Annotated in this window: 8 protein-coding genes; 5 read left to right on the forward strand and 3 right to left on the reverse strand. The window is 66.7% G+C overall.

All coding sequences use genetic code 11. The features are described 5' to 3' along the window. Positions 1 to 274: 274 nt before the first annotated feature. Complete coding sequence (locus JHC36_RS09335; RefSeq protein WP_287918471.1) at positions 275 to 1,453, forward strand: alkane 1-monooxygenase; 1,179 nt, start codon at positions 275 to 277, stop codon at positions 1,451 to 1,453. 124 nt (positions 1,454 to 1,577) lie between these two features. Further along, positions 1,578 to 2,696, forward strand: coding sequence for a PilT/PilU family type 4a pilus ATPase (locus JHC36_RS09340; protein ID WP_124220840.1), 1,119 nt, complete (start codon positions 1,578 to 1,580; stop codon positions 2,694 to 2,696). 184 nt (positions 2,697 to 2,880) lie between these two features. Here JHC36_RS09340 and metK read toward each other — a convergent pair whose 3' ends face one another. Beyond that, the gene (gene metK / locus JHC36_RS09345; RefSeq protein WP_124220838.1) at positions 2,881 to 4,062 is read right to left on the reverse strand and encodes a methionine adenosyltransferase; all 1,182 of its coding nucleotides are present in this window, start codon (positions 4,060 to 4,062) and stop codon (positions 2,881 to 2,883) included. A gap of 148 nt (positions 4,063 to 4,210) precedes the next feature. On the opposite strand from metK, the gene JHC36_RS09350 reads away from it, so the two are divergent. Next, positions 4,211 to 5,056, forward strand: coding sequence for a lysophospholipid acyltransferase family protein (locus JHC36_RS09350; RefSeq protein WP_287918475.1), 846 nt, complete (start codon positions 4,211 to 4,213; stop codon positions 5,054 to 5,056). Further along, positions 5,043 to 5,987, forward strand: coding sequence for a lysophospholipid acyltransferase family protein (locus JHC36_RS09355; protein ID WP_124220834.1), 945 nt, complete (start codon positions 5,043 to 5,045; stop codon positions 5,985 to 5,987). The genes JHC36_RS09350 and JHC36_RS09355 overlap by 14 nt, the downstream gene beginning before the upstream one ends. Before the next feature lie 80 nt (positions 5,988 to 6,067). Here JHC36_RS09355 and JHC36_RS09360 read toward each other — a convergent pair whose 3' ends face one another. Together JHC36_RS09360 and yihA are read right to left on the reverse strand one after the other, a co-directional pair. Further along, positions 6,068 to 6,985: an alpha/beta fold hydrolase gene (locus tag JHC36_RS09360; protein WP_287918478.1), complete on the reverse strand. Its 918-nt coding sequence runs from the start codon at positions 6,983 to 6,985 to the stop codon at positions 6,068 to 6,070. Positions 6,986 to 7,041: 56 nt separating this feature from the next. Continuing rightward, positions 7,042 to 7,707: a ribosome biogenesis GTP-binding protein YihA/YsxC gene (gene yihA, locus JHC36_RS09365; RefSeq protein WP_287918480.1), complete on the reverse strand. Its 666-nt coding sequence runs from the start codon at positions 7,705 to 7,707 to the stop codon at positions 7,042 to 7,044. Between the two features lie 140 nt (positions 7,708 to 7,847). On the opposite strand from yihA, the gene JHC36_RS09370 reads away from it, so the two are divergent. Next, positions 7,848 to 8,465, forward strand: a complete 618-nt coding sequence (locus JHC36_RS09370; RefSeq protein ID WP_124220827.1) for a c-type cytochrome — start codon at positions 7,848 to 7,850, stop codon at positions 8,463 to 8,465. Positions 8,466 to 8,794 lie beyond the last annotated feature (329 nt).

Below are 8,794 nucleotides of genomic sequence, written 5' to 3' on the forward strand. Positions count from 1 at the left end.
AGAAAAGGACTGGCTCGTCAAGCTCGAAAAAGTGCGCCGCCCGCGCAGCGCCTTCGTGACCGAGCTGAACTGATCGAGAAGGGGCGGCTCGCCACGGGGCCGCAAGCGTTCGGACGCCAAGCCAGGCGGGTAGCAGGACGAAACGCAGACGGGTGCGCGATTGGAAAGCGGCCCGATCGGGTTTGCACCCAATTGACACCGTCCGCGGCTTCGGCGCAGAGTGGCGAACGGTCAAGGGCAACACTGAGCCGGTGGGCTGTCTTGGAGGTGGGCAATGTCTGTCCATGCTGCGCTCGATGCACCGTCGCCTGCACCCTTGCGTTGGCGCGACGGCAAGCGCTATGCCTGGTTGCTGTTGCTGGCCGTGCCATTGCTCGTCGCCGCGGGGCCGCTCGTCTGGTTGCAGATAGGGGAGGCCTGGACCTTGTGGCTGCCCGCGCTGCTGCTGTACGGGCTGGTGCCCCTGATCGACGCCTGGCTGGGCCCGGACCGCAGCAACCCGCCCGAGTGGGCGGTGCCACAACTCGAAGCCGACCCGTATTACCGCCGCATCACCTGGGCGCTGGTGCCGCTGCTGTGGGCGGCTTTCGTGTTCGAAGCCTGGTTCGTTGCGCGTCACGCGCTGCCCTGGCACGGCTGGGTGGCGATGGTCTTGATCGGCGGCACCATCGGCGGCTTTTGCATCAACCTCGGGCATGAACTGGGCCACAAGACGACGCGGCTCGAGCGCTGGCTGGCGCGCCTGGTGCTCGCGCCCACGGGCTATGGGCACTTTTCCATCGAACACAACCGCGGCCACCATCGCGACGTGGCCACCCCCGAAGACCCGGCCTCTTCGCGTATGGGCGAGTCGATCTGGCGGTTCGTCTGGCGCGAGATGCCCGGCGCGGCCCGGCGCGCCTGGGCGCTCGAGGCCGACCGGCTGCGCCGCAACGGCTACCCGGCATGGTCCTGGCGCAATGAAATCCTGCAAACCGGGCTGCTGACGCTCACGCTGTGGGTGGCACTGGTGGCGTGGCTGGGTTGGGGCGTGCTGCCCTTCATCGTCGCCATGTCGGCCTGGGCGAACTTCCAACTCACGTCGGCCAACTACATCGAACACTACGGGTTGCTGCGGCTGCGGGGCCCCGACGGCCGTTATGAGCGTCCGGCGCCGCGACATTCCTGGAACAGCAACCATGTGTTTTCCAACTGGGCGCTGTTCCACCTGCAGCGCCACTCGGACCACCACGCGCACCCCGGTCGGCGCTATCAGTCCTTACGCCACTTCGAAAGCGCGCCACAGTTGCCCAGCGGCTATTTCGGCATGTTCGTGCTCGCCTACATCCCGTGGCTGTGGTTCCGCGTGATGGACCCACGGCTGCTCGCCGCGGTCGGCCACGACCCGCAGCGTATCAACTTCGACCCATCCCGCCGCGAGGCCTTGATGCAACGCTACGGTCTTGCTGCCTGACGCTCCGGCGGCGCTGCCTTTCCAGCGCGCGATCCGGTCGGGGCTCGCGGGATCAACCGTGCCAGAATCCGCCCACAGTTCCCCGCACGAGGGCAACCGATAACGCGCACACGCTGGAGGGCAGATGGAAATCGGCACGCTACTTGGCCTCATGGCCGAACAAAAAGCTTCGGATGTGTTTTTGAGCGCCGGCGCGCCACCCGCCATCAAGATCAACGGCGAGACGCACTACCTCGAACAGCCCCCGCTGGGTGCGGCGCAGGTTCACGATCTGGCGTATTCGGTCATGAACGACCGGCAGCAAAAGGCTTTCGAGGCAAGCCTCGAGATGAACCTTGCCATCGGGCTGCCCGATGTGGGGCGCTTTCGGGTGAACATCTACCGCCAGCGCGGCACCGTGGCGATGGCCATCCGCTTCATCACCATGCAGGTGCCGCCTTTGTCGTCGCTGAATCTGCCCGCGCGCATTCAGGATCTCGTCCTGATTCCGCGTGGCCTCGTGCTGGTCGTTGGGGCGACGGGGTCGGGCAAGTCCACGACTTTGGCGTCCATGATCGACCACCGCAATCAGAACCGCAGCGGACACATCCTGACCATCGAAGACCCCATCGAGTTCCTGCACATGCACAAGAAGTCGATCGTCGACCAGCGCGAGATTGGGCTCGACACGCTCGACTATGACTCTGCCTTGAAAAACGCGATGCGTCAGGCGCCCGATGTGATTCTGATCGGCGAGATCCGCGACCGCGCAACCATGCAACAGGCGATTGCCTATGCTGAAACCGGGCACCTGTGTCTGTCGACCTTGCATGCGAACAATGCCAACCAAGCGATCGACCGGATCGTCAACTTCTTCCCCGAAACGGCGCGCCAGCAGGTGTTGACCGATTTGTCGCTCAACCTCCGTGCGGTCGTCTCACAGCGGCTGCTGCGCGGCACGGACGGCAAGCGCGTGCCCGCGGTCGAGTTGTTGCTGCATACGGCCTATGTCGCGGACCTGATCCAAAAAGGCGAAATCGACAAGCTCAAAGACGCCATGGCGCAGAGCGTCCCCCAAGGCATGCAGACCTTTGACGAGTCGCTCTACCAACTCTACGTGAGCGGGCGCATCAGCCTGGATGAGGCGCTGAGCCAGGCCGACTCACGCACCGATCTGTCCTTGCGCATCCGCTTGCACCACGGCGCCGTGATGCCCACCGACGACCTGAAAATTCAGGTCGACACACCGACACCGCGTCTCTGACGGGTCTGAGGGCGTCGCTGCACCCGGCTCCCTGGGCGCCGGCGCGGGAACGGATGCCGCGCAGTCTAGACTTGACCCCGGCCAGGTCGCGCAGCACGGCGACCTTGTGGTCTGTGTTCACGTCCGCTGCGCGGACATGAACTTCGCCCCAAAGCCCGGGGCTCGCCGGCACGAACGCTGGACCTTACAGCCCAGCGAGATCGCGCAGTATCTGGGCTTTGTCGGTGCGCTCCCAGGTGAATTCGGGTTCTTCGCGGCCGAAGTGGCCATAGGCCGCGGTTTTTTCGTAGATCGGGCGCTGCAGGTCGAGCATCTGAATGATGCCCTTGGGACGCAGGTCGAAGACTTCCCGCACGATTTCGGCGATGCGCGCGTCGGGGATCACGCCCGTGCCTTCGGTGTAGACGGTGATGTTCATCGGCTGCGCGACGCCGATCGCGTAGGCGACCTGGATCTGACACTGCCGCGCGAGGCCCGCGGCGACGATGTTCTTGGCCACGTAGCGCCCGGCATAAGCCGCCGAACGGTCGACCTTGGTCGGGTCCTTGCCGCTGAAGGCGCCGCCGCCGTGCGGACAGGCGCCGCCGTAGGTGTCGACGATGATCTTGCGGCCGGTCAGGCCGCAGTCGCCCTGCGGGCCACCGATGACGAAGCGGCCGGTGGGGTTGATGAGGTATTTCGTGCCCTGCAGCCACTCCTTGGGCAGCACGGGCTTGATGATTTCTTCGATCACCGCTTCGATGAAGCTCGGCTTCATCCGGGTCTGGGTTTCGCTCTGGTCGGGGCTGTGCTGCGTGGACAGCACCACCGTGTCGATGCTGTGCGGCCGGCCGTCCACGTAGCGCATCGTCACCTGGCTCTTGGCGTCGGGGCGCAGGAAGGGCAGGCGCCCGTCCTTGCGCAGCTGTGCTTGACGCTCGACCAGGCGGTGCGCGTAGTAGATCGGCGCGGGCATGAGCTCGGGCGTCTCGTCGCAGGCGTAGCCGAACATCAGGCCCTGGTCGCCCGCGCCGGTGTTGAGGTGGTCGTCGCTGGCCTGGTCCACGCCCTGGGCGATGTCGTTGCTCTGCTTGTCGTAGGCGACGAGCACGGCACAGCCTTTGTAGTCGATGCCGTATTCGGTGTTGTCGTAGCCGATGCGCTTCAAGGTGTCGCGCGCGGTCTGGATGTAGTCCACCTGCGCGTTGGTGGTGATTTCGCCGGCCAGCACCACGAGGCCCGTGTTGCACAAGGTTTCGGCGGCCACGCGCGAGCGCGGGTCTTGGCGCAAGATGGCGTCGAGGATGGCGTCCGAGATCTGGTCGGCCACCTTGTCGGGGTGGCCTTCGGAGACCGATTCGGACGTGAAGAGAAAGTCGTTCGCCATTTGAATAAACTCCTGAGGTGGGCTGTGGACGGCGGGTTGCGCTGCCGTCGGCTCGGGAGCTTCGGCGAACGCTTTAGCAGAGTTTTTTTACGTCGCCCTGCAAGTTGCTCATTTAACTCAGCGACGAACGCCATTTTATTCCTCCCGAATGACCTCCTTGTTCCTGTTGTTGTCGCGCTGGCCGCTCGGTGCCCTGCATGCGCTGGGCGCGGCTTTGGGCTGGCTGGTGTTCCTGGCTTCGCCCACCTACCGGCGTCGTTTTCTCGACCATGCGGCGCAGGCGGGCTACCGCTTCGCTCAGGTGCGCGCGGCGGTGGCCCACGCCGGGCGCATGGTGGCTGAGTTGCCGCGGCTATGGTTTGGCCGCCCGGTGCCGGTACGCTGGGACGGCGCCGAACATATCGAGGCGGTGCTGGCCGCCGGCCGCGGGCTGTTGTTTCTCACGCCGCACCTGGGTTGCTTCGAGGTGACGGCGCAGGCCTATGCTGCGCGCTTTGCGCCCGTCCATGGGCCGATCACGGTGCTGTTTCGGCCCGCACGCAAAGCGGCGCTGCGCGAGGTGGTGGCACGCTCACGCGCGCGCGAGGGGCTGGCTGCCGCCCCGGCCACGCTCGCGGGCGTCAAGCAGTTGCTCAAGGCGCTGCGCGCGGGCCATGCGGTCGGTTTGCTGCCCGATCAGGTGCCGCCGCAGGGCCTGGGCGTCTGGGCGCCATTCTTCGGCCGACCGGCCTACACCATGACGCTGGCTGCGCGTCTGGCGCGGCAAAGCGGCGCTGCGCTGCTGCTGGCCTGGGGCGAGCGGCTGCCGCGCGCGGCCGGCTACGTCGTGCATGTCGAGCCGTTCAACGCGCCCCTCAGCGACGATGCCACCCAGGCGGCCGTGCAGATCAACGCAGCGATGGAAACCCTCATCCGCCGCTGCCCCGAGCAATACCTGTGGGCCTACGCCCGCTACAAGACGCCGCGTGAGGAACTGCGCCATGACGACGCCTGAGCCCACCCCCGACGCGGCCGCACCGAAGGCGCCAGAGCCCGCATCAGCGCCCACGCGCCGCGCGGCGGGCTTCCACCCGGGCATTGCCTTCATGCGCCTGATCGCGCCGCTTCCGCTGCCGTGGCTGCGGGCGCTGGGCTGGCTGCTGGGGCAGGTGCTGTATGTGCTGGCCGTGCCCAGGCGGCGCGTGGTGATGGTGAACCTGCGGCTGTGCTTTCCACACTGGCCGGTGGTCGAGCGCCGCCGGGTGGCGCGCGAAACGTTCGTGCGCTTTGCGCAGGCGTGGCTGGACCGCTCGTGGCTGTGGCACGGGCCGGCCGAGCGGGTGCGCGCGCGCGTGCGGCTCGAGGGCGCGGTCGAGGCGCTCGCCGACCCGAAGCCGACCCTGGTCTTCGCGCCGCATTTCTACGGGCTCGACGCCGGCGGCATGGCGCTCACGCTCAACTTCCAGCGGCCCATGCTCAGCATCTACACGCCGCAGCCGAACCCGGCCGTCGATGCCTGGCTGCATCAGGGCCGCAGCCGCTTTGGCGAGGTGCAGCTCTTCAACCGCAGCGACGGCGTCAAGTCGCTCGTCTCGGCGCTGCGCAAAGGTGGCCTGCTGTATCTGTTGCCCGATATGAATTTCGGCCCCGAAGAGTCGATCTTCGTGCCGTTTTTTGGCGTCAGCGCCGCCACCGTGCCCTCGTTGTCGCGCTTTGCGCGGCTGGCGCGCGCGCAGGTGGTGCCGGTGGTCACCCGCATGACGCCCAGCGGCTACACGGTGCAGGTGATGCCGCCCTGGCAAGACTTCCCGACCGACGACGTGGTGGCCGACACCACGCGCATGAACCGCGAACTCGAGGGCTGGATCCGCACCATGCCCGAGCAGTACTACTGGGTGCACAAGCGCTTCAAGACCCGACCGCCGGGCGAGCCGGGGGTTTACTGAGCCTTCGTTTTGGAAAGTTTCAGTGTTTTTGCCGGGGCGCCGGCGTAAAATCGTCGTTGCTTGCTCTTAAAAGCAGAGCATCAAGGCCGCGCGAGGAAGTCGTCGATGTGTGCGCGAACGGCTTCGGGCTGCTCGTGCAGCAGCCAGTGGGAGGCCCGCGGCAGGCGGCGCACGGTGAGTCGCGGCACCCAGTGTTCGAGGCCGTCGAGCAGCGCCGGCGGCAGCGCCGTGTCAGCGAGCCCCCAGAGCACGAGGGTGGGCACGTCGATGCGCAGCATCTCCGGCGGCAGCGTGACGGCCGCAGCGGCAGGGTCGGCGGCGCTGGGTGGGCGCAGCGGCGAGGCCCGGTAATAGTTGAGCGGCCCGGTCAGGCCGTGGCGCCAGACGGCGCGGTAGCGCTCACGCAGCGCCTCGCTCAGCCAGCCCCGGCCATCGGGCGCTGCGGGGTCGGCGCAGGCGCCCATGTTGGTAAAGAAGGGCCAAAGCCGCGCGTAGTCGTCGGCCGCCAGCAGGGCTTCGGCGTCGGGCCGGCAGAAGAAGTTCATGTAGGCACTCGCCGCCTGTTGCGCGGGGTTGTGCTGCAACTCGCGCAGAAAGCTGCCCGGATGCGGGGCGTTGAGGATCACCAGGCGCTCGAGCCGCTCGGGGTGCTGGTTGGCGAAGTTCCAGGCCAGCGCGCCGCCCCAGTCGTGAGCGATCAGCGCGGCCAGCGGCGCATTCGGGCTTTCGATCTGTGCGAGCGCGGCGAGGTCGGCGACGAGGGGCTTGGCCCGGTAGGCGGCGACGTCCGACGGCGCGCTCGAGCCCGCATAGCCGCGCAGATTGGGCGCGATGCAGCGATAGCCCCGTGCGGCAAATGCGACCAGCAGCTCGTCCCAAACGAAGGCGGCCTCGGGAAAGCCGTGCAAAAACATCAGCACCGGTTGGCCCGCGGCACCGGCGCTGCGGCAACTCAGCTCGATGCCGTGGGGCAGGGTTCGAAGCTCGGTCTCGACCATCGCAAACACTCCTCGATCCATCGCGGCGCCCGAGCGGCTTCTTGGTCCGCCCGGCTTCAAGCCGCGGGCTGCGGATGCGCCCAGTTCCACAGGCTCAGAGCCAGCTCGTCGATGCCCTGGCGCTTGAGCGCGGAGAAGAGTCTCGCCTCGCCGCCGCCGGCCTGCAGTCGCGCAATCGACAGCGCACGCGCCTGCTCGGATCGCGTGAGCTTGTCGGCCTTGGTCAGAAGCAACATGAATTTCAAGCCTTCCTCGACCCGAGGGCGGATGACTTCGAGCAGCACCTCGTCGAGTTCGGTCACGCCCAGCCTGGGGTCGATCAGCAGCACCACGCCCGTGAGGTTGGCGCGGCTCACGAGGTAATTGGCCATCACCTGCTGCCAGCGCCGCTTGTCCGCCAGCGGCACAGCGGCATAGCCGTAGCCCGGCAGGTCGGCGAGTACCGCGTCGGTCACGCCTTGCTTGCCGAGCGTGAACAGGTTGATGTGCTGCGTGCGCCCAGGCTTGCGCGAAGCGTAGGCCAACTGCCGCTGCTGCGTGAGCGTGTTGATGCAGGTCGACTTGCCGGCGTTGGAGCGGCCGACGAAGGCGATCTCGGGCACCTCGAGCGGCGGCAGGAACTTCAGCTCCGGCGCGGTGGTGAGGAAACGCGCGGTATGGAGCCAGCCCAAGGCAGTGGCAGGGGTCGGAAGTGAGGGATCGGTGGCGGCGGCGGTGTTCATGGGCGTGAGGAAAAAATGCCGCGTTGGACGCTGCCGGCAGGTTCACGACCGTTGCGTCGGATCAAACCCCGGCGCCTATGGACGTAAAGGCCGCATTGTAGAATCAAGACCGCTCGCGCTCCACGATACCAACTCACACCATGAAGCCGATTACCACCCTCCTGCTGTTCGCTGCGCTCGCCGCCCCGGTTTGGGCTGCGGAGCAAAAAGCCCCCGCGAAGCCCGATCTGGCCAAGGGCCAGGCCAGCTATGCCGCCGTGTGCGCGGCCTGCCATGGTGCCGATGGCAATGCGCCGACGCCCGCCTATCCGAAGCTCGCGGGGCAGCATCCGCAGTACCTCTACAAACAACTGGTGGAGTTCAAATCGGGCAAGCGTGCCAATGCCATCATGAGCGGCATGGTCGCCTCGCTGAGTGAGGACGACATGCGCAACATTGCCTATTGGCTCGCCAGCCAGAAGGCGCAGCCTGGAGCCGCCAAGAACAAAGACACGCTGCTCATCGGTGAGCGCATCTATCGCGGCGGCATCGCCGACCGCCAGATTGCCGCCTGTGCCGGCTGCCACAGCCCCAACGGCTCGGGCATTCCGGTTCAGTACCCGCGTCTGGCCGGCCAGCATGCCGATTATTCGGTGTCCCAATTGCAGGCCTTCCGCGACGGCGTGCGGACCAACTCGGCGCAGATGACCGGCGTTGCGGCCAAGATGAACGACCGCGAAATGAAAGCCGTGGCGGACTACATCGCCGGCTTGCATTGAGGCCGCGCGGATTCATCCGCGTGCGCGCCGCGCCAGCCATCCCGGGAGTCGTTCCCGCGTGGCTTAAAGGTTCGGTGTGAAGGGTTATATCAGCAGCCGTTAATATTGCGGGCCTAAGGCGACGCCGAATCAGTTCTCGCGATGCTGCGTGCCCGCCCGCTGCCGGGATGCGCGGCACGCGAGGGACTGGTTTAGCGTTGCCCTAAGCTTCACGCCCGTGGAACGTGGCGTGAACTTTCTGGGGCCTGGCGCATCTCACGAGGGCGGGGCTTGCAAGAAGCCCCGCCCTTTTTTGTTCATTGAGTGACAGTCGGCAGCCCAACATGACG

This window comes from Tibeticola sp. (assembly GCF_022759015.1).
GTDB classification, from domain to species: domain Bacteria; phylum Pseudomonadota; class Gammaproteobacteria; order Burkholderiales; family Burkholderiaceae_C; genus Tibeticola; species Tibeticola sediminis.

Coding starts and splice junctions, on each gene's coding strand:
- JHC36_RS09335 (WP_287918471.1), top strand. CDS start 275: ATGTCTGTCCATGCTGCGCTCGATGCACCGTCGCCTGCACCCTTGCGT.
- JHC36_RS09340 (WP_124220840.1), top strand. CDS start 1,578: ATGGAAATCGGCACGCTACTTGGCCTCATGGCCGAACAAAAAGCTTCG.
- metK (WP_124220838.1), bottom strand. CDS start 4,062: ATGGCGAACGACTTTCTCTTCACGTCCGAATCGGTCTCCGAAGGCCAC.
- JHC36_RS09350 (WP_287918475.1), top strand. CDS start 4,211: ATGACCTCCTTGTTCCTGTTGTTGTCGCGCTGGCCGCTCGGTGCCCTG.
- JHC36_RS09355 (WP_124220834.1), top strand. CDS start 5,043: ATGACGACGCCTGAGCCCACCCCCGACGCGGCCGCACCGAAGGCGCCA.
- JHC36_RS09360 (WP_287918478.1), bottom strand. CDS start 6,985: ATGGTCGAGACCGAGCTTCGAACCCTGCCCCACGGCATCGAGCTGAGT.
- yihA (WP_287918480.1), bottom strand. CDS start 7,707: ATGAACACCGCCGCCGCCACCGATCCCTCACTTCCGACCCCTGCCACT.
- JHC36_RS09370 (WP_124220827.1), top strand. CDS start 7,848: ATGAAGCCGATTACCACCCTCCTGCTGTTCGCTGCGCTCGCCGCCCCG.